This window comes from Bacillus sp. SIMBA_031 (genome assembly GCF_046535225.1).
GTDB lineage: Bacteria > Bacillota > Bacilli > Bacillales > Bacillaceae > Bacillus > Bacillus velezensis.
The window spans coordinates 1-246 of the sequence record NZ_JAWRXC010000563.1 but is presented as its reverse complement, the minus strand read 5'-3'; the positions used below and the strand labels follow the sequence as shown (position 1 = coordinate 246).

The 246-nt window shown below is 50.8% G+C and carries 1 protein-coding gene; it reads right to left on the bottom strand.

Annotated elements, in window-relative coordinates; genetic code table 11:
* On the bottom strand, positions 1-246 hold a 246-nt coding region (locus SB724_RS21375; protein WP_410573031.1), incomplete at both ends, for a hypothetical protein.

Below are 246 nucleotides of genomic sequence, written 5' to 3'. Positions count from 1 at the left end.
GAGGCGAGATGGCCATATAAATCGCGGAAATTTAGCCTGATTGGATATGCAAAACAGGAAGGTTTCTGCTCCCCTTTGCTTGTGACAAAGGTGGCCACTCCGGTCGAATAGTCTGGTCTGTATAGGGTCGGCTGTGTGTAATACACCGGTGCATTGTAATAAATTCCGAACAACGCCATGGCTAGAGAAACAGGTTTTGTACCAAACGCCGCAAGCCAAGCCTTCAGGCGCCCGCGGTGCGTCAGA